The sequence below is a fragment of the Idiomarina sp. UBA3176 genome (genome assembly GCF_002364295.1).
Taxonomy (GTDB): domain Bacteria; phylum Pseudomonadota; class Gammaproteobacteria; order Enterobacterales; family Alteromonadaceae; genus Idiomarina; species Idiomarina loihiensis.
On sequence record NZ_DEXU01000023.1, the window covers coordinates 85,359 to 106,820 of the forward strand.

The window sequence follows — 21,462 nt, forward strand, 5'->3', positions numbered from 1 at the left end:
TGACAGTTATTTTCGTTTACAGCGACCTATGCGCGTGTTGTCTGTGTCAGCGTGCGGACGTTACTGGTGGTGGCTGGGTGAACGTTGTCAATTATTCAGCAAAGCACTGGTCGTAGGCGGTATGTTGGTTTTACTGCCGCTTGCCTATAAAACAGAAAAAGGTCAGGAAAAGCGGCACTGGCTCCGGGTTTGGTGGTTTCAGTTGTCAAAGGCGCAGCAGATAAAACTGCGGCGCCAGTTACAACAGTTGTCAGAGCCTTAACTTTTCGGTGTCAGCACCGTAGGCTGAGGATCCGGCAATGTGTCAGGGTAGTCGAGAGTATAATGTAAGCCGCGACTTTCTTTACGACTAATAGCGCTTCGTACAATAAGCTCTGATACCTGCACTAAGTTACGTAACTCCAGTAAATTGTTACTCACGCGGAAGTTCGAGTAATACTCGTGAATTTCGCGCTGTAGCAACTGAATTCGGTGAAGGGCCCGTTCCAGACGCTTGGTGGTACGCACAATGCCAACGTAGTCCCACATGAACAGTCGTAGCTCATGCCAGTTATGTTGAATTATAACTTCCTCGTCGGAATTGCCTACCTGACTTTCATCCCAACCGGGAATATGATTTAAGGCCTTCTGATGAGGGCGTTTAGATAAAATATCTTTAGCCGCCGCACGGGCGAAAACCAGACATTCCAGCAGCGAGTTGCTAGCCATGCGATTGGCTCCGTGCAGACCTGTGCAGGCAACCTCACCAACAGCATACAAGTTGGGTAAATCGGTCGCTGCGTTCATATCGGTTTTAACACCGCCACAGGTGTAATGGGCCGCAGGAACAACCGGCATCGGCTGTTTGCTGATATCAATACCCAGCGACAAGCATTTTTCCATAATGGTAGGGAAGTGATGCTGAATAAAGTCTTTCGGTTTATGAGAAATATCCAGATACATGCAGTCAGCACCCAAACGCTTCATTTCAAAGTCGATAGCGCGGGCAACCACGTCGCGCGGAGCCAATTCAGCAGACTCATGAAAGTCCGGCATAAAACGAGTTCCGTCGGGCCGTTTCAGCAAAGCGCCTTCGCCACGCAAGGCTTCGCTTAATAGAAAACTCTGCGCGTTGGGGTGAAATAAACAGGTTGGATGGAACTGATTAAATTCCATATTGGCCACACTGCAGCCTGCGCGCCAGGCCATGGCAATACCGTCGCCGCTGGCAATATCTGGGTTACTGGTATACTGATATACCTTACTTGCACCGCCCGTAGCCAATACCACACAGCCTGCCGCAACGGTTTCCACTTGTTCTTTCTGACGGCTCCAGACATAAGCTCCATAGCAACCGTCAGGTTTACCGATACGAGAACCCGTGATCAAATCGACCGCGTTGTATCGTTCCAGCACCTGAATATTTGGATGCTCCATTGCTTTTTTCTGCAATGTTGTCTGTACCGCTTTGCCGGTGGCATCTGCTGCGTGCAGAATGCGACGATGACTGTGACCGCCTTCACGGTTCAGGTGGTACGCTGGGTTGCTGTCTTTAGACTCAACTTGATCAAAGCCTACTCCGGCATCAATCAGCCATTGCAGACTTGCGCGCGCGTTTTCTGTGGTAAACTTAACGGCTTCGGGATCGCAAAGGCCGGCACCGGCAATTAAGGTATCCTCGATGTGACTCTCAATACTGTCGTTTTCGTCGAATACTGCGGCAATGCCGCCTTGCGCGTAAAAGGTTGAGCCTTCAGTCAGCGGGCCTTTACTTAGTACCGTAACGTTTAAGTTATCGGCCAACTGTAAAGCGGTAGTTAATCCCGCGGCTCCCGAACCAATAATCAGTACATCGCATTGATAATTTGCAACAGGTTCCATAAAGTACTCAATGTGAATTTTGAACGATTTTACGCATTTGACGATATTTTTGCGAACTTTTTACATGCGGCTCTGTCACAGTCAGTAAGAAACAGGACGGGCCGCCAGTTCCAGCAGTTCCTGGGTTAAGGGAGAACAGGCTCGGATGAGCGAACAGGTGAGTGACCAACAGCTGGTCGAAAGAGTACAACAAGGTGATAACCGAGCTTTTGATCTGCTGGTAAAAAAGTATCAGCATAAAGTCATGAGTTTGATATCGCGTTATGTCAAACAACAGGGCGACGTAGCTGATGTTGCACAGGAAGCGTTTATAAAAGCGTATCGGGCGTTACCGAACTTCCGTGGCGACAGTGCCTTTTATACCTGGCTGTACCGAATTGCGGTGAATACGGCGAAAAATTATTTAGTTTCGCAAGGTAGAAAACCGCCCGCATCTGACATTGATGCAGAAGACGCAGAGTTTTATGAAGGAGCCGGTGCGCTAAGAGACAGCGCCTCTCCGGAAAGACAAATGCTCTCTGATGAGATTCGAGATGTGGTATTAAAAACAATTGATGAGTTGCCGGATGATTTACGCCGGGCAATTACATTAAGGGAAATTGAAGGTCTCGGTTACGAGGAAATTGCGCTAGAAATGGATTGTCCTATAGGTACTGTCCGCTCTCGCATCTTTCGCGCTCGGGAAGCAATAGATAATCAACTCCGACCGTTGCTGGAACGGTAAACTAACAGAGGGGCATCTATGTCTCGGAATAAATCAGAATCAACATCCGCGTTGTTTGATGAACAACTCATCAATGCCGATGAAATTGAAGCACTGTTGCAAGATGAACAGGCGCAGCAGGAGTGGCACCGTTACAGTGTTATTCGCGCGGCAATAAAAGGTGACTTAAACTCGGATATCAGCCTTGATATTAGCGAGCGTGTTCGTGTTAGCGTAAGCCAGGAGTCCAATGTCGTTAAGCCAGGTTTTGGTCGCTCTAAGAGCCAGAATAAAGCGGCTTCACGTTGGTTCCAGCCTTTCGCTAAAGTTGCCGTTGCAGCAAGTGTGGCCGTGGTTGCGGTGATGACAGTGCAAACTTATCAGCAACCCGCGACACCCGATGGTAGCAGCGCAGAACCTACTCTTCTGACCAGCCCTATTGGTGGTGGCCGTGAGCCGGTGAGTTTGAACCGTGTTGAGCCAATGTCGCAAATCAGTGACCAGCAAAGACGCCGTCAGGTTCAGTCATACCTGATTGATCATCAACAACAATTGATGTTGCAGCAAAAAACAGAGCAAACAGAAAAAGATGAGCAGTCAGAGCAGGAGCTCAACAAAGGTAATTAAGGCTATGATAACTCGGTTGTATCGGTCTATTTTATGTGGCGCTGTTTTATTCGCCGGCACCTTCTCGGTAAGCGCACAGCAGACTAACGAACAAGCAGAAAGTGGCGCTGACTGGTTCAACCGTATGGCAGAAGCTTTAACTGAACTGAATTTTGAGGCTTCTTTAGTTCATGTACATGGTGATCAGATTGAGCCTTATCAGTGGCTACAGGGCAACGATCCGGAGACAGGAAGTACCGAGCTGTTAATTCAAATGAATGGTCCGGACTTTCGCATCTTAAGAGTGAATAACAAGGTTGCCCACTTTAATACCTCATCCAGTAATTACGCGCTAGAGTCCGATACTATTACTGCTATCTTTCCGGCCGCATTTTCTCAACCCTTTGAGCGTCTTAGCCATAGTTATCAAGTTATGGTGGGTGGTGGCGCACGGGTTTTAGGTCGTAATGCCCAGCATATTCGTATTTTAAGCCGCGATAATCAGCGTTACAGCTATGCACTATGGATTGACCGCAAGCACGGTATGCCGCTTAAAATGATCATGATGAATCAGTCCGGCGATGTTGTGGAGCAAATGCAATTAACCAGTTTATCGGTTCGTGATACCGCTCCCGAAATAACCAAAGAAATAAGCAATATTGAAATGCCACCGCTGTTAAAAGATCTTCGGGTACAAAGTGCAACAAATTACAGTGTTGGGCCGCGGTGGGCACCGCGCGGATTCAAATTGTTAAGCCAGCAAAGCCATACTCTCGTTGTTGATGCAACGCCGGTTGACCATTATTTGTTTTCTGATGGTCTTGCTGAGTACTCGGTTTATGTGGCTGAGCTAACAGAAGGTATGGAAACCGATCTCGCTCTATCTTCTTCACACACTTTGTTCTCAAAGCGTTATAATAACTTTCTTGTGACAGTGGTGGGTCAGGTACCTTTAACCATGGCTCAACGCATAGCGGCGGAAGTTAAATAATGAAAGAAGTAGCAGAAGTAACCGCGGTTGATGGCAACCGCGTAACCGTTACCACTCAGTTAAAAACGGCCTGTTCGGGTTGCGCGCAGGTATCTAACTGTGGCGCTGGCATTTTAAGTAAAGTTTTTGCCGACCGAAATGCGCAGTTTACTGTGGTTACCGAACAAACGTTTAGTCCCGGCGACCAGGTGCAATTAGAAGTACCGGAAACCGCAGTAACACGTTTTGCTCTACTACTCTACGGTTTACCTATACTGACACTGTTGCTATTAGCTGTGCTACTGGAAAACACAGGCACGTTACCCGAAGGTTTTGTTATTTTATTGTCCTTTGCTGGCTTTGCTTTTACCTTCTGGGGACTAAAACGCTGGTTCCGTAAACGTGACATTCAAGTCAATGCAATGGTCAAACTGGAAACCGTCGCGGCTGAAGTTCAGCACTGAAACCCCTGAACTGTCATAAAGTCCTTTGTTCTTGCCGCTAACATGAGTATGATCGGGACTAATTTTTTAAGTTCCAGAATTCAGTTTTACAGAGGTATCATCAATGCCGAATAGGGCGTTCAAGCAAAGTAATATTCGTAACTTCTCGATCATCGCTCACATTGACCACGGTAAATCCACCTTGTCCGACCGCTTGATCCAGCATTGCGGTGGACTGACTGACCGTGAGATGGCTGAGCAAGTACTCGATTCCATGGATTTGGAGCGTGAGCGGGGTATTACGATTAAAGCGCAGAGCGTAACCCTTTATTACACGGCTAAAGATGGTGAAACCTATCAGTTAAACTTCATCGATACTCCAGGGCATGTTGACTTCTCTTATGAAGTCTCGCGTTCGTTGGCGGGTTGTGAAGGCGCACTGCTGGTTGTTGATGCAGCTCAGGGTGTTGAAGCGCAGACTTTGGCAAACTGTTATACCGCTATAGAAATGGACTTAGAAGTTGTTCCGGTGTTGAACAAAATTGACCTGCCGCAGGCCGATGCAATGGGCGTGGCGCAGGAAATAGAAGATATTGTCGGCATTGAAGCTGTGGATGCGGTTCAGTGTTCGGCTAAAACTGGTTTAGGTATTGACGACGTACTTGAGCGCATTGTCCGGCAAATACCGCCGCCTAAGGGCGAACCAGAAGAGCCATTACAGGCACTGATTATTGACTCCTGGTTTGATAATTATCAGGGGGTTGTTTCTTTGGTTCGCGTCCGCAACGGAACGTTGCGTGCCGGCGAGAAAATGACAGTAATGTCTACTGGTCAGTCGTATCAAATTGATAAAGTTGGTTATTTTGACCCGAAACCTCACGAAACCGGTATTTTACACACTGGTGAGGTGGGCTATGTTATTTCGGGTATTAAAGACATTCTGGGCGCACCGGTCGGTGATACTCTAACCAATACGAAGAGCCCGGCAAAAGAGCCGGTACCGGGCTTTAAAAAAGTCAAACCTCAGGTTTACGCAGGTATGTTCCCAATTAGCTCAGAGGACTATGAGTCGTTCCGGGATGCTTTGGGGAAATTGTCGTTAAATGACGCGTCGCTTTTTTATGAGCCGGAGAACTCTGCGGCACTTGGCTTTGGCTTTCGTTGTGGTTTCCTTGGCATGCTGCACATGGAAATTATTCAGGAACGCTTAGAGCGTGAGTACGACATAGACCTGATTACCACTGCACCGACGGTTGTTTACGAAGTTGAAAAAACCGATGGCAGCATAGTCAAAGTGGACAACCCGGTGAACTTGCCAGCGGTTAACGATATTGAAACCATTTACGAACCTATTGTGGAAGCCAATATTCTGGTTCCGCAAGAGTTTCTGGGTAATGTGATTACCTTGTGCGTTGATAAGCGCGGCGTACAAACGGCTATGGCTTACCATGGTAAACAAGTTGCGGTAACTTACGAGCTGCCCATGGCAGAAGTGGTTATGGATTTCTTCGACCGGTTAAAATCGACCAGTCGTGGTTATGCTTCACTGGATTATCAGTTCAAGAAATTTGAACCTGCGGACATGGTTCGTGTCGATATACTGATTAACGGCGACCGGGTAGATGCGCTGGCAATGATCACTCACCGTGATCACGCTGAAGGGCGCGGCCGCATGTTAGTTGATAAAATGCGTGAGTTAATTCCACGACAAATGTTTGATATTGCCATTCAGGCGACCATTGGCAACCATGTTATTGCGCGCTCGACGGTCAAGCAGTTGCGTAAAAACGTAACAGCGAAGTGTTATGGCGGCGACATTAGTCGTAAGAAGAAGCTTTTACAAAAACAAAAAGAGGGTAAAAAGCGCATGAAGAACCTGGGTAACGTAGAAGTACCTCAGGAAGCCTTTCTTGCGGTTTTAAAAGTAGGCAAATAGGAAATGGCCAATTATTTTTCAATTATCTTAACCGTTATTACCGTTCTGTCCGGGTTGTTATGGCTTTACGATGCGCGAGTACTGAAGCCAAAGCGTAAAGCGGTTATTGCTGAGGTTGAGACCAAAACAACCAAGGCTTTAACCGAACAGCAAATTGACACACTGGCACCTCAGCCTAAACTTATGGAGCTGAGCGAGTCTATTTTTCCAGTGATTGCTTTAGTACTGGTGGTTCGTACATTGTTATACGAGCCATTTCAGATACCGTCAGGCTCAATGATGCCAACCTTACTAAAGGGCGACTTTATTCTGGTAGAAAAGTTTTCCTACGGTATTAAAGATCCGCTTTTTCAAAAGACGTTGGTGGATACCTCGTTGCCTGAACGCGGCGATATCGCCGTATTTAAATATCCGGAAGAACCGAGCATAGATTACATAAAACGCGTTATTGGCTTGCCTGGCGACCGTATTATTTACCGAAACAAGTCACTTTATATTCAGCCTGCGTGTGCCGTTGGCGAGAAAGACTGTGAAGAAATGAAGGTGGTATCCACCTCATTAAAAGAAGATGGTGAGTATTTCTCTGGTTCGTCACCTTTACGCACTTATGAAGAACAGTTAGGCGATGTAAGCCACGAAATTCTTATCGACCCACGTGTTGCGCCACGGACTATGTCGTATTTTAATCAGCCGGGCACACAGAAAGACGAGTGGGTGGTGCCGGAAGGCCAGTATTTTGCTATGGGTGATAACCGCGATAATTCTCGTGACAGCCGCTATTGGGGCTTTGTTGACGAAGAGTTGCTGGTTGGCAGAGCGGTATTCATCTGGATGAGTTTTGAAATGGATCGCAGTAGCGATAGTTGGTTGCCGTCGTGGGTTCCTACGGGAGTTCGATTTGAAAGGCTAGGGAGTATTGAGTGAGTTTGCCCAAACCACCTTTAACGGAACTGGAAAAAATTGTTGGTTATAGCTTTGAACAGCAGGGTTTATTGCATCAGGCAATGACCCACCGTAGTGCTTCATCAACGCACAATGAACGCCTGGAGTTTTTGGGCGATTCTATTTTAGGTCTGGTGATAGCTGAAGCTTTGTATCAAAAATTCCCCAAAGTAGCAGAAGGCGATTTAAGCCGCATGCGCGCTGCCATAGTTTGTGGTCGTTCTTTGGCGAAGCTTGGAAAAAAAATGGGACTGGGCGATTTTTTGTCGCTGGGTCAGGGCGAGCTAAAAAGCGGCGGTTATCGTCGCGAGTCCATTCTTGCCGATGCAGTAGAAGCCATTATTGGTGCCATTTATCTGGACAGTGACATGGATACCATTCGACAGGTCATTCTTAACTGGTTCGAACCCCAGTTAACCTTGATTGAACCTGGTACCAGCCAGAAAGATCCGAAAACACGCTTGCAGGAGTTACTGCAGGCGCGTCAGAAGCCTTTACCTGAGTACGACGTGGTCGCTACGCAAGGGCAGGCGCATAATCAACAATTTACCGTAAACTGTTCTGTAGAAGGTATCGAAAGCCCTTTTAAAGGCACAGGTACCAGCCGCCGTAAAGCCGAACAGGCTGCAGCAACGGCCGCATTAGAACATTTGCAGGAGAGCGCATGACGCTGGATATAGAACTGGACGAGAATAAACACAGCGGCTTTGTCGCCATTGTTGGTCGTCCGAATGTGGGGAAATCCACACTGATTAACCGGTTGCTGGGGCAGAAAATCAGCATTACCTCGAATAAACCTCAGACCACCCGTCATCGTATTTTAGGCGTAGATACCGACGATGGCTGTCAGGCTATTTATGTCGACACGCCGGGTATGCACAAACAGGAACCTCGTGCGATAAACCGCGTGATGAACCAGACTGCATCCTCCGCCTTGAAAGACGTGGACCTAGTGCTTTTTGTGGTTGAAAACCTAAAGTGGTTAGAAGACGACAAAATGGTGCTGGAGAAAATTCAGCGCAGTAAAGTGCCAGTAGTGTTATTGGTTAATAAAGTTGACCAATTGAAAGACAAAGAGCGCTTATTACCGCATTTGCAGTGGCTGAATGAACAGCATAAGTTTGATGCCATTCTGCCCATATCGGCAACACACGGCGACAATGTTGACGAGCTGAGAAAAATTGTTCGCTCGCATTTGCAGCCAGGCTACCACTATTATCCTGAAGACTACGTAACCGACCGTTCTGTACGCTTTATGGCGGCAGAAATTGTGCGCGAAAAGCTTATGCGCTTTACCGGTGACGAACTGCCGTATGAAACCACAGTGGAAATTGAGCAGTTTGGTCAGTCTGAAAAAGGCACCACTCATATTCATGCCTTAATACTGGTTGAACGCGAAGCGCAGAAGCGGATGATTATCGGGCAAGGCGGTAGCAAACTGAAAACCATAGGCACCGAAGCCCGGCGCGATCTAGAAAAACTGCTGGACAACAAAGTCATGATGAAACTTTGGGTTAAGGTAAAATCTGGCTGGTCGGACGACGAACGAGCGTTAAAAAGTCTGGGCTACCGGGAAGATTAATCGGTGGCGCAGCGAGCACTGGTGTTGCATCGTTGGGACTATCAGGAAACCAGTCTTATTCTGGATCTGTTCACTGAAGATAAAGGACGGGTCCGGGTGGTGGCAAAAGGCGCTAAGCGCCCGAAAAGCCCCTGGCGCGGTTTAGCACAACCTTTTATGCCACTGTTGGCCGAGTTTCAGGGGCGCAGCGACTTAAAAACCTTAACCTTGCTGGAACCGCAGCAAACAACTCAAAAGCTGCTGTTGCAGGGTGATAAACTCTACAGTGGCTTTTACCTCAACGAGTTAATTCAACGGCTGGTGCCTACAGAAGCTGAAGCCCCCGAGCTTTTTGAAAGCTACTTGTCAGCCTTACAAAACATGACCAACAGCGAGCGCGTAGAGCCAGCTTTGCGTCAGTTTGAATGGCAGTTATTACAGCATTTGGGAGCGGCGTTTGACTGGCATTATGACGCCGACACCGGTAATGTGCTGTCCGGCTCGAAGTGGTGCTATTTTATTCCCGATCATGGCTTTGTGACCCAAGCCAGAGACAATCAACAACGAGCGTATTCGGTGGCGGATATTCAAAAACTGGCTGCGTGGGACGTTGACGACGAAAACCGCTTAAGACTGCTAAAATATATTATGCGTGACGCCTTAGCGGTTTACTTAGGTGATAAACCGCTGCGCAGTCGTGAATTGTTTCGGGGCACTAAGCGTCAGTGAATTACGAAGAACTAGCCGAAAGCGAGAGGAGCTGAATAATGAAAGGTTTACGCCTGGGCGTTAACATTGACCATGTGGCCACGTTGCGTAACGCACGTGGAGTTCGTTATCCCGACCCGGTAGCTGCGGCTGCTATTGCCGAACAAGCTGGTGCCGACGGCATTACCATTCATTTGCGTGAAGACCGCCGCCACATTACTGACCGCGACGTTGCTATGCTGAAGCAGACACTGAACGTTCCCATGAATCTGGAAATGGCGGTTACCGAGGAAATGCTCGATATAGCGATAAAAACGCAACCTACCTACAGTTGTCTGGTACCGGAAAAACGCCAGGAACTGACTACCGAAGGTGGCCTGAATGTTGCCGGTCAGTTAGAAACCATCACCGATGCCACTCGTCGCTTAAGTGACGCAGGTATTCAGGTATCGTTGTTTATCGACGCTGACCATGAGCAAATAGACGCCGCTAAAAAAGCCGGTGCGCCCATTGTGGAATTGCACACCGGGCAATACGCCGAGGCCGAAACTGAAGAGCAGCGTACCGTTGAACTGGCACGCTTAATGGAAGCGTCAGAATACGCGCATTCTATTGGTTTGCAGGTGAATGTAGGTCACGGTCTGCACTATCACAACACATTAGAGGTGGCGGAAATTCCACAAGTTTGTGAACTGAACATTGGTCATTCGATTATTGCCCGTGCGGTATTGGTTGGCTTGGATCAGGCTGTGCGCGATATGCGCAATATTTTAGATAAGGCACGCTAATGGCAATTTGGGGCTTAGGTACTGACATTGTTGAAGTAGCCCGTATAGAGCAGTCTTTAGCGCGTGGTAACAGTTTAGTGAAACGCGTGTTAACGCCAAAAGAACAGGAAGAAATGACAGCCTCGGTTGATGAAGCCGCTTTTCTGGCCAAACGTTTTGCTGCTAAAGAAGCCTGTTCCAAAGCCTTTGGCCGGGGTATTTCCGCCGGACTGTCGTTTCAGCATATGCAGGTAGTGCATAATGAATACGGTAAACCCGAGTGGCATTTCACCGAAACCGCGGCACAATGGGTAAAAGAGCAGGGCATCAGCGGTAGTCATTTATCCATTAGTGACGAAAAGCACTACGCGGTAGCAACGGTTATTTTAGAAACAGACTAGAAATAAATTAGGTAAAACAAAACCAACATGGCGCAATTTTTTAAGCCGCAGAAGCGCAATAAGTCCGTAAGTAAAACCCTAAAAGGTCAGGTGTCAGCACTTGACCATCAGGCGCGTGCGGTTGTCCGTGCAGCTGTAAAAGGTCAGTCTACCCGTTTTATCATGGGCGCCTTGCCGGGCGAAGTTATAGAGTACAAAACTGCCGGAAAACACAGTGGTCATTTAGAGCGCATTCTGGAACCCAGTAGCGACCGTCGTGAAGCTCCTTGCCAGTATTATGCTAGCTGTGGAGGCTGCGACTTTCAGCACATAGACGAGCAAAAACAACTGGCTCATAAACGGCAAGTGGTGGAAGAGCTGTTTCAGAAGTTCGGCGTATTTAATCCCCAAACCAGCAGTTTGCCGTGGCAGGAACCTCTTGTCAGCGAACCGATGCGTTACCGTCGCAGAGTGAGGCTGGCAACGCGCTGGTTGGGCAAAGAGCAAAAGCTGCTGATTGGTTTCAGAGAAGCGCAAAGCCACCATATTGTGCCCATAGAAGATTGCCTGGTAGCCGATGAAATTCTGCTGCAATGCGTAAATACCCTATACCCGTTATTAAATACATCGACTGTTGCCAGCAAGCTGGGCCATATTGAAGCAATAAACACCAACACGCCCATTATTTTGCTGCGTATCACGGAAGCGCTGCCGGGTGATGCTATGCAGGCGTTGCAGGAGTGGCAAACGGTCAATAAAACCAATATTTGGTTACAGAGCGAGAATGATCTGCAGCCTTTAGCCGGTGCTGCAATGCCTTTTGATACTAGCATCGACGGCGACAAGCTGTATTTTCAGCCGGGTGACTTCCTACAAGTTAACGGCGGTATTAACCAGCGCATGGTGCAACAGGCTATGGACTGGCTGAAGCCAGAAAAAACACAGCGCGTGTATGACTTTTTCGCCGGTATTGGTAACTTCAGTCTGCCGTTGGCGCGCCGGGCAAAGTCGGTACTGGCGGTAGAAGGTGTTTACCGTATGGCCGAGCAGACGCGCATTAACGCCGAAAGCAACGGTATGGATAACCTGAGTTCACTTAGCGCTGACTTAAACGAAATAACTGCTTCAGACTTAGGCGAACCCGCTGATTTGTGGTGTTTAGATCCTGCCAGACCGGGAGCTGAAGGTGTGGTGAAGTTGCTGCATAAGCTGAAGCCCGAACACAGACCACAACGCATTTTGTATGTTTCCTGCGCACCGGATACTTTGGCGCGGGATATTGCCGGCATGCTAACCGAAAGCAAGGGCTGTAATTACCGCATAATTGGCCTGAGTACAGTTGACATGTTTCCGCAAACGCATCACATTGAAACTATGGTTTGTCTGGAGAGAGCGTCGTAAATCATGGTCCATGTACGCAGTACCCACGTGGATGACCCCAAATACAAAGACAGTGAACAGCACTGGCTGAACGCTGTGAGTGATCCTGAGCCGTTAGAAAGTACTTTTCAGCAACTGAAGCAGCAGTTTCCTGAGGAAGCTGAAGCCTTGCTGAAAGGCCAGGAAATGGTCGAAATACTGGCACCGCTAAAGCTGGATGCAGAATCCTTGCTGGCGGCGTTATACGTGCCATTGCTGGAGGCAGGCAAGCTCGATTTAGACAAAATCACCGGTAAACAGTCGAAAACCCTGATTGTGCTGCTGCGTAACGTACAGCAAATGCAAAGTATAGATGACTTACAACACTTCCAACACGGTCAGCCAGACGGCAGCCAGATAGACAATGTGAGACGCATGTTACTGTCTATGGTGGAAGATGTGCGCGCGGTGCTGATAAAACTGGCCGAACGCATTTGCTACCTGCGCGAAGTGAAGAAAACCGACGAAGAAACCCGGGTACTGGCCGCTAAAGAGTGCGCGGAAATATACGCGCCGCTGGCTAACCGGTTAGGCATAGGGCAGCTGAAGTGGGAACTGGAGGACATTTCTTTCCGTTACCTGCATCCTAAAACCTACAAAACCATTGCTCAGCGTTTAGATGAGCGCCGTACCGACCGCGAACTCTACATAGATAACTTTGTGTCAGGTTTGCAGGAGTCACTGAAGCAGCAGGGTATTGATGCCGATGTCTATGGTCGCCCCAAACATATTTATTCTATTTGGCGCAAAATGCAGAAAAAGCATCTGCAGTTTGACCAGCTGTTCGACATTCGCGCCGTACGTATTCTGACGCATAACCTGAAAGACTGTTACGCCGCACTAGGCGTTGTGCATTCCAGTTGGCGCCATATTGCGTCCGAGTTTGACGACTACGTGGCAACGCCTAAACCGAACGGCTACCAGTCCATACATACCGTGGTTATTGGTCCTGAACACAAGAACGTTGAAATTCAGATACGCTCGCACGACATGCACGACGACGCCGAGTTGGGCGTGGCCGCTCACTGGATGTACAAAGAGGGCGCAGCCGCCGGTAAACGCCACGGTTTTGAAGACAAAATAGCCTGGCTGCGTAAGCTACTGGCCTGGCACGAAGACATGGCCGGCAGCGAAACGCTGGTAGATGAAATTCGCTCGCAGGTGTTTGAAGACCGTGTGTACGTGTTTACCCCGAAGGGCGAGGTGGTCGATTTGCCCATGGGCTCAACCCCGCTCGATTTTGCTTACTACATTCACAGTCAGGTAGGGCATAAGTGCATTGGCGCTAAAATCGACAGCCGCATTGTGCCTTTTACTTACCAGTTGCAAAACGGTGACCGGGTTGAAATTCTGACTCAGAAAAACGCCCAACCACGGCGCGACTGGTTAAATCCGCAACTGGGTTACCTGCATTCGTCACGGGCACGAGCCAAGGTTCACACCTACTTCAAAAAAGAAGACCGGGAAAAGAACCTGCAGGCCGGTAAAGAGTTACTGGAAAACGAACTGCAGAAGTATCAACTGCATGTGCAGGATGCCAACAAAGCGGTCGAGCGCTTTAACGTGCCGACGTTGGACGATTTGTTAGCCGCTATTGGCGCTGGCGACGTTCGCTTGCACCAGGTGGTGAACTTCCTGAAACCGCAGGAAACCGAAGCCGACAAAGTAGAGCGCTTAACTAAGCGTCGTAAAGCCAAGCAGTCACCAAAAACGCCGAAGTCGGACGTAACGGTAGAAGGCATCGGTAACCTGATGATGCACTTTGCTAACTGCTGCGAGCCGCTGCCGGGTGAGCCCATTACTGGGTTTATTACTCAGGGGCGTGGCGTATCCGTACACCACAGCGACTGCGATCAATTGAAGCATTTATTGCATCAGCACCCCGAGCGCGGTATTGAAGTGTCCTGGTCGGGGCATTCCAAACAGGAATACCGGGCAAGCCTGCGTGTGTCGGCTTTAGATCGTAACGGTTTGTTACATGACATTACCAGCGTGCTGTCGAATGAAAAGGCGGCGGTGGCGCAAATGGACAGCGAGAGCGATGCGCAGTCACAGTCGGCGACAGTAGTGTTAACTCTGACCGTAAAAGACAGCGACGCGCTCAGCCGCATTACAGACAGACTGCGCCAGGTTCATGGTGTTGAGCAAGTTCAGCGCATTACTTTAAAGCTTTAGTTGAAACAATAGAGGTACCTCAGTGAAAGGCATGCAACAACTGCAACAGGTTATGACTCAGTTACGCAACCCAGAAAGCGGCTGCCCCTGGGACTTAAAGCAGAACATGACCTCGTTAATTCCTTACACCATAGAGGAAACCTACGAAGTTGTGGATGCCATTCAGTCGGGTAACTGGCAGTCGATAAAAGATGAGCTGGGCGATTTACTGTTTCAGGTGGTGTTTTATGCTCAATTAGCGCGCGAAGAGCAGCAATTTGAGCTGGATGATATAGCTGTACATACCGCTGAAAAGTTGATAAACCGCCACCCGCATGTGTTCGGCACCGATGCGCAGCGCAATCTGTCTGACGCCGAAATTAAAGCCCAGTGGGAGCAGATAAAGCAGCAGGAACGTACAAAGAAAAATGCCAAAGGCTCTGTGTTTGACGACATACCCAGCCAACTGCCCAGTATTCTAAAAGCCGCCAAACTGCAAAAGCGTGCCGCGTCAGTAGGTTTTGACTGGACCGAAGCCGAACCGGTTTACGCCAAAGTTGATGAAGAGATTCAGGAAGTAAAAGAAGCCACCGACCAGGACCATATTGAAGAAGAAATTGGTGACTTATTGTTTGCCGTAGTTAACCTGGCCCGCCACAAACAAGTAAACCCCGAAGCCGCGCTGCAACGCGCTAACGACAAATTCAAAAGCCGTTTTCAGCATATAGAGCGAAGCCTGAGCGAGCAGGGTAAACACCCAACTGACTGCAACCTCGAGGAACTCGAAGCGCTCTGGCTGCAAGCTAAGAAGGCGTAAGGGCAAGCCTGCGATCGGAAATGCGGCTGAACCAGCGGTTCGGGTATTTCTATATTGAGTAAAAAAGTCTTACTACCCAGCCGGATACATATAAGCCGAGACCAAAAATTGTATGTGTTATTAAGCTCTGTAGTCGGGCAGAGGCTGGGTGTTGTGTTTTGGACGCTGCAATACCTGCTCCCATACCTGGCTGCATAATGAGAAAAGGGGCTAAAACGGTAGCTATACCGACTAGTAGTGCCGGGGTAATTGTCGGATTGTGAAGCCACGACTCTCCCCAAATAGTAATGAGTAACGCAGCAAAAATAGCGCCTATTATATAGTGCGCCGTCCATCCTATAAAATGCTCCCCGGTTACCTTACGGGACTTCGCAATGGCGTTATGTCTGAATTGACCGTGAGTCATGTGGGTAATCCAGCGCCCAACCATTCCATAGTTTGGAAGAGGGATACCAAGCAGCGATTTACGCACGATACTCCACAAATCCATCACTGCAGTTGCTCCAAACCCGATTAATACTATAACTAGAAAATTGCTCATAATTATCTCCTTTGTTCGTCTTGATTTTGAACCAATGACAGCGTACAACTTAAAGTTAACTTTAGGTCAAGAGGAATTTATGGATATTGCTAAGGTTGCCAAACTTTCTGGAGTTCCAGCTTCTACTTTGCGCTTCTATGAGGAGAAAGGACTGATCACTTCTGTCGGGCGGCAAGGGTTGCGTAGGGTTTTTAACGCGAACATACTCGATCAATTGGCATTGATCGCTCTTGGGCGGGCGGCAGGTTTTTCACTTGATGAAATTGCACGCATGATCGGCTCAAAGGGAAAACCCAATATAGATAGAGAGTTATTAGCGAATAAGGCCGATGAACTGGATAGAACGATTCAAAAGTTAACAGGAATGCGCGACGGCCTTCGACATGCTGCCGCTTGTTCCGCGCCAAGCCATATGGAGTGCCCGAAATTTCGTCGTCTGCTTGGATTAGCGGCAGATGGGGCATGGTCTAAATAACCGTTTCGCCAAAATAACAACCAACTTTCCGGTTCTTGCCTATCTTATCGGTGTTCACTGAAAATTAATTTCCTAAACCAAGATTGAAACTTTACTGCATAACCATAGTCAGTTATTTGCAGGAGTTACATTTTTTCAACAATATAAGATGTAATTCTACATTTGGTTTTTACAATTAGGATTCATTGTGAATAAAATAAAAATAATTTTACTAGCCAGCATTCTAACTCTGGCAACGGCATGCAGTAACATTCCACTTAGCACCATGATAAAACTGATGGATCTAAATCCTTTAGAGACTGATCCGAAGCAGTTGGTTGTTGCGGTAAAGGCCCCGGAAGGCGTTGACGTGCGCGATGGCGACGTGGTTATTGATTTTGATTTTCGAACTGACGATCCTGAATACAGTTTTAGTCATAATTTTCCGGTAATAATTAATGATGACTACCTCGTTCCTGATAACTTAAAAGAAGATATTGAGGACAACGAGAAAATAACGATCATGCAGTTATCAAAACAAGACGCACAGACAATGTATGAAGGGCAGAAAGCTGTAAAAGAGTATCGTAGTAAGAATGAGGCCGGAGGAGCTGGCAGTATGAACGTGAGACTAGTCTCTGCCTGCCGTGGCGATAACTTCTCATGGAGTAATTCAGAGTTGGATGTTTATTTAAAGACTCAAGACGATGAAGATTTTTTCTTGTTCCTTGAGGACATGGATATCACTAAATTAGACGGCGATATTCAGCGCAATATTAATGCTATTCCTAATTGTGGGGAGGCCGAGTAGGTGATCTGGATGTGTTCAAGAGTTATGAGTTAATGGGGAGGGTTAATGAACAGTATGGTTAAAAAGCCATGGTTTAAAATAGCTTTTATTGAGATTCTGGTTTGCTGTTTTCCGTTAGGAGTTTTTACCTTTATAAGCTTGGCGAAACGTGATTTTTCTTTGATGTTTTCGAGTTTTATTTTATTGATGATACTTTTCGCTGGCTATATTTTGTTTAAGAATTATCAGTTCGTGAGTCCATCAAGAAAATGAAATGGTTTACTTAGTTGGATTTATGGAGAAAACAGAATGACAAAAAGAGATATCTCAAAATTGATAAATAAACATAGCGTAAAACCAGCCATTGCCGTTATTTTACTAGTAGTTGCAAGCCAAATTCTAAACGGCTATCTTTTTGAAGGTGCTCCTGTTTCACCGATATTGATAGCGTTTTTCTCTATAGGTGCTTGTTTGTACACTTTTCAGAAAGTACTCGTAGAGCTATTTGTTAAAGAGAGCTTGTCTGAAAATACTGAGTCCCAGTAGTTGAATATAATGACCCTGTCAGTAAGAGGGAATGTCGTTAGACAGTTCCTTGCTGAATGGGTGACCAGAGTCACAAAATGAAAAGAGGCTTTTTATCAGCATTACGAGTTTATTGCGCGAGACGGCGAAAACCTCGGGAAAGGTATGTGTCGCTTTGTTCGAAAGTAGTCGATTTAACGAAAATACACATTCGGGTATTACGCTAACTCCGCTGCGGAGTATCGCCACGAGTATATGCAAGTTGTGATTTTAGCATTGACCGCGGCATTGCCTTGTTGGCTAGCCGCATCAGGCTTCCTGTGGCTAGTCAGGGAAGTAGTACCCAAAGTGGTGCTGTTTTCAGTTTATTTTGTGACACTGTGTCTGTGTGCTTTTTACCTTTTTACCAACTTGTACGCCTTTGTCATGTGGTTACTTGATAAATAAGCTTTGTGAAAAATGCTATGAAAACGGAAACTGTTACTTATTTAAAAGAAAATGCGAATTCGCTTCAGGTAGTTAAGCTGAGCGCTAACTACCCAAGGCTGTATCCAGCACAAACATCAGCACGAAACCCAGAATCAGACCATTCGTTGCAGACATTTCGTGGCCTTGTTTGTGTGACTCGGGAATCATTTCATGACTGATGACGAATAACATAGCACCCGCGGCCATAGCCAGCCCCCAGGGCAGCACAGCTGAGTTGCTTAATGCAATGGCGCCAATAACAGCCATTAATGGCTCCACCAAACCGGATAACATCCCGACACCAATTGCTATCTTACGGCTATAACCTGCGGCCAATAGAGCCATGGCTACGACAAAGCCCTCAGGTATGTCTTGCACAGAAATACCGGTTGCCAGAGTGGACGCTCCGACTGTGTCATCGCCGGCGTAAGCTACGCCTATTGCCAACCCTTCAGGAATATTGTGCAGAATAATTGCAAAAACAAACAACCAACTGCGTTTCAATATCAGTGCCTGGCGTCCTTCAGTGCCTTTAATAAAGTGCTCATGTGGGACACTGCGCTCCAGAGCCATCATTAAAAAAGAGCCCAAAAGTATAGCCGCAGACACTTTTAGCGGCGCATGCCAAGCGGTTTGTGTCGCTACTTCAAATAGATCTAACGCCGGTACAATGAGAGAAAAAATGCTGGCTGCCAGCATAACTCCGCCGCCAAACCCCAATATTGCAGCATGTAAACGAGTTGATAATCCACGAGAGAAAAGAGCGGGAAGGGTACCCGCAGCCGTGGCTCCAGCCGCTACCATTCCGGCATAAAACGCGTAGCGTACATGGTCCTGATTCTGCATTAACAGAATGAGCTGATATAAACCATAGCCAGCGCCCAAAACCAGGACGAACCAACCGACTAGCTTGCTTCCAAGACGCCAACCCGGTTGAAATAATTCCATTACCTTCATTCATGTTCCTCAAAACGCCTGGCAACTTCCGGCCAGTGAACCACTTCATAAAATGCTGCAATATAGTCTGCACGTTTGTTCTGATACTTTAAATAGTAAGCGTGTTCCCAAACATCCAGCCCGAGTATGGGAGTCAGTCCATCCATTAATGGACTATCTTGATTCGCTGTACTGGTTATTTCAAGTTGTCCGTTGGCATTAAGCACTAACCAGGCCCAGCCGCTACCAAACCGACTGACCGCAGCCTGAGTGAATTGTTCCTGAAAGGCCTTAAAGCCGCCAATGTCGGTCTCTATGGCTTTAGCCAGATTGCCTGTTGGTTCGCCGCCACCGTCAGGCGACATTACCTCCCAGAACAATGAGTGGTTAGCATGGCCACCACCATGATTACGCACAGCAGACTGCATATTACTAGGTATACTCTCAATTTGTCGTAACAGTTCAGATAAGTCCCATTTTTCGTAACGGGTTTCGGCCAGTGCCTGGTTCAGACCGTTGACATAGGTCTGGTGATGTCGCTGATGGTGAATTTCCATTGTCATGGCATCGACATGAGGCTCAAGTGCATCGTAGTTGTAGGGTAACGCAGGTAATTTAAAGCACATAGTTTACTCCTGATTAATTTGAAGTTAACGGTAATCATTATCATTTAATTAAATTGCAAGGCATGCTGATGAGTAACGCAGGAGGTTATTATGGAACTGATACAGAATTGGAAAATGTTACAGCGTATGGGGAATTATGAGTTTGAGCAGGGACAATGGCAAAATGCCAATCATTACTACATGAATAGTATTCTTCTGTTACGAGGACATTTGAGTGATATCCTGAAAAACCAGCATGAGCAGGCTGGCGAGGTTATTATTTGCTTGTCAATTGCGGTGCAGAATCTGTCTGAGACATATAATCGTCAAAATCGCGTGAATTGCTGCGTTTCTCTGTTAAGTCGGGCATTACACAATTTTCAGCAGTTACAGAATACGCTTTCGTCAGATCATCCGGCCGCTATAGCTATGCTTCGCGAAGGCTGCAAGTTGCGACAACTCATGTTTACGTACAAGGAAACAGAGGAACAAACTATGCCTATGAATGGGACTACCGTTGCTGGATATGATACATCAGCGTATTCGCGGCTACATTAATGTAGCCGCAGGTATAGGATTTTGTTAGCACAGTACAATAAACTTTAGCTATGTCCGATGTCGGACGGCCAAGCTTAAAAGACTCCGGTTAAAAAGCCGCTTTAAAAATAGTAACAATGTCTTCGTGACTGGGTTGAATTGGATTAGTCAGGCCACAAGCGTCTTTCATGGCATTGTCTGCCAATGTATTAAAGTCCTCTTCTTTTGCCCCTAATTCTTCCAAACCAGCCGGAATATTGACGCTTTGAGATAGTTTTACAATGGCGGCAATAGCAGCGTCAGCCCCTTCTTTTTCTGTTAATCCCTGTACTTCTGCGCCCAGTGCTTTACCAATGTCTTTCAGGCGCGGTGCGACAACCTGACTGTTGTAGCGTTGCACATGAGGCAATAAAACCGCGTTGCAGACGCCGTGCGGCAAGTCGTAGAATCCGCCGAGTTGGTGCGCCATGGCATGTACATAACCCAGGGACGCATTGTTAAACGCCATACCCGCCAGAAACTGTGCGTAAGCCATTTGCTCACGAGCTTCCATATTCGCTCCGTTATGAACCGCTTCGTGCAGATTGTCCCGGATAATCTCTATGGCTTTTATGGCACAGGCATCGGTAATCGGCGTAGCGTCGGTAGATACATAGGCTTCAACGGCATGGGTCAGCGCATCCATGCCTGTTGCTGCAGTCAAGCTGGCAGGCATACCGACCATTAACCTTGGGTCGTTAACCGACAGAATTGGTGTCACATTTTGGTCGACAATTGCCATTTTAATATGGCGTTCCGGATCGGTAATGATGCAAAAGCGGGTCATTTCGGACGCTGTGCCTGCGGTGGTATTAATACTAATGAGTGGCAGTTGTGGCTTTTTCGAGACATCAACGCCTTCATAGTCACTAATATGCCCGCCATTAGTGGCAACCAGGGCTATACCTTTGGCGCAGTCGTGAGCTGAACCTCCACCTAGTGAAATAACACAATCGCATTGATGTTTCTGCAGAACATCTAACCCGGCTTTCACGTTCGTTACTGTCGGGTTGGGTTGTACGCCATCGTAAATTAGGCTGTCTATTCCATGCTCTTTGAGCAGGGCTTCGATTTCGGCAGTAACGCCCAGTTTGGTCATGCCGGGGTCGGTGACTATCAAGGCTTGTTTAAATCCATAGTTGTCCATTTGCGTAGCCGCATCTTTAAGGGCGTTCTCGCCAATAATATTGACCGCTGGAATATAAAAAGTACTGCTCATGGCATTAGCCTTTTCTGTCAGTGAATTTATATTCTATTATTGTGTTCCTTTGTTTCGCCGAATAGCTTGATCTGAATCAATA

At 47.4% G+C, this 21,462-nt stretch carries 24 protein-coding genes; 19 read left to right on the plus strand and 5 right to left on the minus strand.

Annotation, left to right across the window (positions count from 1 at the left end):
• Positions 1-28 precede the first annotated feature (28 nt).
• Positions 29-262 (plus strand): hypothetical protein, encoded by a 234-nt coding sequence (locus B2U97_RS09955; RefSeq protein WP_153849033.1) that lies wholly within the window; start codon positions 29-31, stop codon positions 260-262.
• Here B2U97_RS09955 and nadB read toward each other — a convergent pair.
• The gene (gene nadB, locus B2U97_RS09960; protein WP_011234068.1) at positions 259-1,860 is read right to left on the minus strand and encodes an L-aspartate oxidase; all 1,602 of its coding nucleotides are present in this window, start codon (positions 1,858-1,860) and stop codon (positions 259-261) included. The two genes, B2U97_RS09955 and nadB, sit on opposite strands and share 4 nt — an antisense overlap.
• A 145-nt stretch (positions 1,861-2,005) precedes the next feature.
• On the opposite strand from nadB, the gene rpoE reads away from it, so the two are divergent.
• From rpoE to mazG, 14 genes are all read left to right on the plus strand, one after another.
• Positions 2,006-2,584, plus strand: coding sequence for an RNA polymerase sigma factor RpoE (gene rpoE, locus B2U97_RS09965; RefSeq protein ID WP_011234067.1), 579 nt, complete (start codon positions 2,006-2,008; stop codon positions 2,582-2,584).
• 18 nt (positions 2,585-2,602) lie between these two features.
• Positions 2,603-3,190 carry a sigma-E factor negative regulatory protein gene (locus tag B2U97_RS09970; RefSeq protein WP_286824096.1) on the plus strand — a complete coding sequence of 196 codons (588 nt, stop codon included), beginning with the start codon at positions 2,603-2,605 and terminating at the stop codon, positions 3,188-3,190.
• Between the two features lie 4 nt (positions 3,191-3,194).
• Entirely contained in the window at positions 3,195-4,160 is a 966-nt protein-coding gene (locus tag B2U97_RS09975) for a MucB/RseB C-terminal domain-containing protein (protein ID WP_011234065.1), read from the plus strand.
• Positions 4,160-4,603 carry a SoxR reducing system RseC family protein gene (locus tag B2U97_RS09980; RefSeq protein ID WP_011234064.1) on the plus strand — a complete coding sequence of 148 codons (444 nt, stop codon included), beginning with the start codon at positions 4,160-4,162 and terminating at the stop codon, positions 4,601-4,603. The genes B2U97_RS09975 and B2U97_RS09980 overlap by 1 nt, the downstream gene beginning before the upstream one ends.
• 103 nt (positions 4,604-4,706) lie before the next feature.
• Positions 4,707-6,518, plus strand: a complete 1,812-nt coding sequence (gene lepA, locus B2U97_RS09985; RefSeq protein WP_011234063.1) for a translation elongation factor 4 — start codon at positions 4,707-4,709, stop codon at positions 6,516-6,518.
• A gap of 3 nt (positions 6,519-6,521) precedes the next feature.
• Positions 6,522-7,442: a signal peptidase I gene (lepB, locus tag B2U97_RS09990; RefSeq protein WP_011234062.1), complete on the plus strand. Its 921-nt coding sequence runs from the start codon at positions 6,522-6,524 to the stop codon at positions 7,440-7,442.
• Entirely contained in the window at positions 7,439-8,128 is a 690-nt protein-coding gene (rnc, locus tag B2U97_RS09995; RefSeq protein ID WP_011234061.1) for a ribonuclease III, read from the plus strand. Before lepB ends, rnc begins: the two co-directional genes overlap by 4 nt.
• Positions 8,125-9,042 carry a GTPase Era gene (gene era, locus B2U97_RS10000; protein ID WP_011234060.1) on the plus strand — a complete coding sequence of 306 codons (918 nt, stop codon included), beginning with the start codon at positions 8,125-8,127 and terminating at the stop codon, positions 9,040-9,042. Before rnc ends, era begins: the two co-directional genes overlap by 4 nt.
• A 3-nt stretch (positions 9,043-9,045) precedes the next feature.
• Positions 9,046-9,750 carry a DNA repair protein RecO gene (gene recO, locus B2U97_RS10005; RefSeq protein ID WP_286824097.1) on the plus strand — a complete coding sequence of 235 codons (705 nt, stop codon included), beginning with the start codon at positions 9,046-9,048 and terminating at the stop codon, positions 9,748-9,750.
• 38 nt (positions 9,751-9,788) lie between these two features.
• Positions 9,789-10,517, plus strand: coding sequence for a pyridoxine 5'-phosphate synthase (pdxJ, locus tag B2U97_RS10010; protein WP_011234058.1), 729 nt, complete (start codon positions 9,789-9,791; stop codon positions 10,515-10,517).
• Positions 10,517-10,897: a holo-ACP synthase gene (gene acpS, locus B2U97_RS10015; protein ID WP_011234057.1), complete on the plus strand. Its 381-nt coding sequence runs from the start codon at positions 10,517-10,519 to the stop codon at positions 10,895-10,897. Before pdxJ ends, acpS begins: the two co-directional genes overlap by 1 nt.
• Before the next feature lie 27 nt (positions 10,898-10,924).
• Complete coding sequence (gene rlmD / locus B2U97_RS10020) at positions 10,925-12,277, plus strand: 23S rRNA (uracil(1939)-C(5))-methyltransferase RlmD (protein WP_286824098.1); 1,353 nt, start codon at positions 10,925-10,927, stop codon at positions 12,275-12,277.
• A 3-nt stretch (positions 12,278-12,280) separates the two neighbouring features.
• Positions 12,281-14,470 (plus strand): GTP diphosphokinase, encoded by a 2,190-nt coding sequence (gene relA / locus B2U97_RS10025; RefSeq protein ID WP_286824099.1) that lies wholly within the window; start codon positions 12,281-12,283, stop codon positions 14,468-14,470.
• A 22-nt stretch (positions 14,471-14,492) separates the two neighbouring features.
• The gene (gene mazG, locus B2U97_RS10030) at positions 14,493-15,266 is read left to right on the plus strand and encodes a nucleoside triphosphate pyrophosphohydrolase (protein ID WP_114981453.1); all 774 of its coding nucleotides are present in this window, start codon (positions 14,493-14,495) and stop codon (positions 15,264-15,266) included.
• Positions 15,267-15,315: 49 nt separating this feature from the next.
• Here the strand turns inward: mazG and B2U97_RS10035 are convergent, their stop codons facing one another.
• Positions 15,316-15,807, minus strand: a complete 492-nt coding sequence (locus B2U97_RS10035; RefSeq protein WP_011234053.1) for a DUF2938 domain-containing protein — start codon at positions 15,805-15,807, stop codon at positions 15,316-15,318.
• Between the two features lie 79 nt (positions 15,808-15,886).
• Here B2U97_RS10035 and B2U97_RS10040 point away from each other — a divergent pair, with 79 nt between their 5' ends.
• The 3 genes from B2U97_RS10040 to B2U97_RS10050 all read left to right on the plus strand — a co-directional run bounded on the left by B2U97_RS10040 (position 15,887) and on the right by B2U97_RS10050 (position 17,597).
• On the plus strand, positions 15,887-16,282 hold the full coding sequence (locus tag B2U97_RS10040; protein ID WP_011234052.1) for a helix-turn-helix domain-containing protein: 396 nt from the start codon (positions 15,887-15,889) through the stop codon (positions 16,280-16,282).
• Positions 16,283-16,469: 187 nt separating this feature from the next.
• Positions 16,470-17,072, plus strand: coding sequence for a hypothetical protein (locus B2U97_RS10045; protein WP_016341296.1), 603 nt, complete (start codon positions 16,470-16,472; stop codon positions 17,070-17,072).
• A gap of 288 nt (positions 17,073-17,360) precedes the next feature.
• Positions 17,361-17,597, plus strand: a complete 237-nt coding sequence (locus B2U97_RS10050; RefSeq protein ID WP_016341294.1) for a hypothetical protein — start codon at positions 17,361-17,363, stop codon at positions 17,595-17,597.
• Between the two features lie 510 nt (positions 17,598-18,107).
• Here B2U97_RS10050 and B2U97_RS10055 read toward each other — a convergent pair.
• Together B2U97_RS10055 and B2U97_RS10060 are read right to left on the minus strand one after the other, a co-directional pair.
• On the minus strand, positions 18,108-19,001 hold the full coding sequence (locus B2U97_RS10055) for a ZIP family metal transporter (RefSeq protein ID WP_286830503.1): 894 nt from the start codon (positions 18,999-19,001) through the stop codon (positions 18,108-18,110).
• Positions 18,998-19,606 (minus strand): superoxide dismutase, encoded by a 609-nt coding sequence (locus B2U97_RS10060; protein ID WP_286823083.1) that lies wholly within the window; start codon positions 19,604-19,606, stop codon positions 18,998-19,000. The genes B2U97_RS10055 and B2U97_RS10060 overlap by 4 nt, the downstream gene beginning before the upstream one ends.
• A gap of 90 nt (positions 19,607-19,696) precedes the next feature.
• Between B2U97_RS10060 and B2U97_RS10065 the strand changes: the two genes are divergently transcribed.
• Entirely contained in the window at positions 19,697-20,143 is a 447-nt protein-coding gene (locus tag B2U97_RS10065) for a hypothetical protein (protein WP_034820539.1), read from the plus strand.
• Positions 20,144-20,231: 88 nt separating this feature from the next.
• Here B2U97_RS10065 and yiaY read toward each other — a convergent pair whose 3' ends face one another.
• Positions 20,232-21,380 (minus strand): L-threonine dehydrogenase, encoded by a 1,149-nt coding sequence (gene yiaY, locus B2U97_RS10070; protein ID WP_011234047.1) that lies wholly within the window; start codon positions 21,378-21,380, stop codon positions 20,232-20,234.
• Between the last annotated feature and the right edge of the window lie 82 nt (positions 21,381-21,462).

Coding starts and splice junctions, on each gene's coding strand:
- B2U97_RS09955 (WP_153849033.1), top strand. CDS start 29: ATGCGCGTGTTGTCTGTGTCAGCGTGCGGACGTTACTGGTGGTGGCTG.
- nadB (WP_011234068.1), bottom strand. CDS start 1,860: ATGGAACCTGTTGCAAATTATCAATGCGATGTACTGATTATTGGTTCG.
- rpoE (WP_011234067.1), top strand. CDS start 2,006: ATGAGCGAACAGGTGAGTGACCAACAGCTGGTCGAAAGAGTACAACAA.
- B2U97_RS09970 (WP_286824096.1), top strand. CDS start 2,603: ATGTCTCGGAATAAATCAGAATCAACATCCGCGTTGTTTGATGAACAA.
- B2U97_RS09975 (WP_011234065.1), top strand. CDS start 3,195: ATGATAACTCGGTTGTATCGGTCTATTTTATGTGGCGCTGTTTTATTC.
- B2U97_RS09980 (WP_011234064.1), top strand. CDS start 4,160: ATGAAAGAAGTAGCAGAAGTAACCGCGGTTGATGGCAACCGCGTAACC.
- lepA (WP_011234063.1), top strand. CDS start 4,707: ATGCCGAATAGGGCGTTCAAGCAAAGTAATATTCGTAACTTCTCGATC.
- lepB (WP_011234062.1), top strand. CDS start 6,522: ATGGCCAATTATTTTTCAATTATCTTAACCGTTATTACCGTTCTGTCC.
- era (WP_011234060.1), top strand. CDS start 8,125: ATGACGCTGGATATAGAACTGGACGAGAATAAACACAGCGGCTTTGTC.
- pdxJ (WP_011234058.1), top strand. CDS start 9,789: ATGAAAGGTTTACGCCTGGGCGTTAACATTGACCATGTGGCCACGTTG.
- acpS (WP_011234057.1), top strand. CDS start 10,517: ATGGCAATTTGGGGCTTAGGTACTGACATTGTTGAAGTAGCCCGTATA.
- rlmD (WP_286824098.1), top strand. CDS start 10,925: ATGGCGCAATTTTTTAAGCCGCAGAAGCGCAATAAGTCCGTAAGTAAA.
- relA (WP_286824099.1), top strand. CDS start 12,281: ATGGTCCATGTACGCAGTACCCACGTGGATGACCCCAAATACAAAGAC.
- B2U97_RS10035 (WP_011234053.1), bottom strand. CDS start 15,807: ATGAGCAATTTTCTAGTTATAGTATTAATCGGGTTTGGAGCAACTGCA.
- B2U97_RS10040 (WP_011234052.1), top strand. CDS start 15,887: ATGGATATTGCTAAGGTTGCCAAACTTTCTGGAGTTCCAGCTTCTACT.
- B2U97_RS10050 (WP_016341294.1), top strand. CDS start 17,361: ATGACAAAAAGAGATATCTCAAAATTGATAAATAAACATAGCGTAAAA.
- B2U97_RS10055 (WP_286830503.1), bottom strand. CDS start 19,001: ATGAAGGTAATGGAATTATTTCAACCGGGTTGGCGTCTTGGAAGCAAG.
- B2U97_RS10060 (WP_286823083.1), bottom strand. CDS start 19,606: ATGTGCTTTAAATTACCTGCGTTACCCTACAACTACGATGCACTTGAG.
- B2U97_RS10065 (WP_034820539.1), top strand. CDS start 19,697: ATGGAACTGATACAGAATTGGAAAATGTTACAGCGTATGGGGAATTAT.
- yiaY (WP_011234047.1), bottom strand. CDS start 21,380: ATGAGCAGTACTTTTTATATTCCAGCGGTCAATATTATTGGCGAGAAC.